The organism is Bacillus sp. MM2020_4 (assembly GCF_011250555.1).
Lineage (GTDB): Bacteria > Bacillota > Bacilli > Bacillales > Cytobacillaceae > Neobacillus.
On sequence record NZ_JAANMZ010000152.1, the window covers coordinates 1 to 222 of the forward strand.

1 rRNA gene is annotated in these 222 nt (G+C 38.3%); it reads left to right on the forward strand.

From position 1 onward, the window contains the following. Positions 1-58 (forward strand): 16S ribosomal RNA (locus G6554_RS25555); the annotation flags it as partial. Positions 59-222 lie beyond the last annotated feature (164 nt).

Here is a 222-nt window from a genome sequence, read left to right on the forward strand (position 1 = left end):
TGGGGTGAAGTCGTAACAAGGTAGCCGTATCGGAAGGTGCGGCTGGATCACCTCCTTTCTAAGGAATATGCAGTCCTTTTGGACTGATCATAAGGTTGACGTTTCTTGTTTGTTTAGTTTTGAGAGTACAATTCTCTCAAAGCTTTTTTTAATCGTTCTTTGAAAACTAGATAATCGTAAGAAGAAGCAAAGTAAACATCGAGTAATCGCCATTTTAGTTTT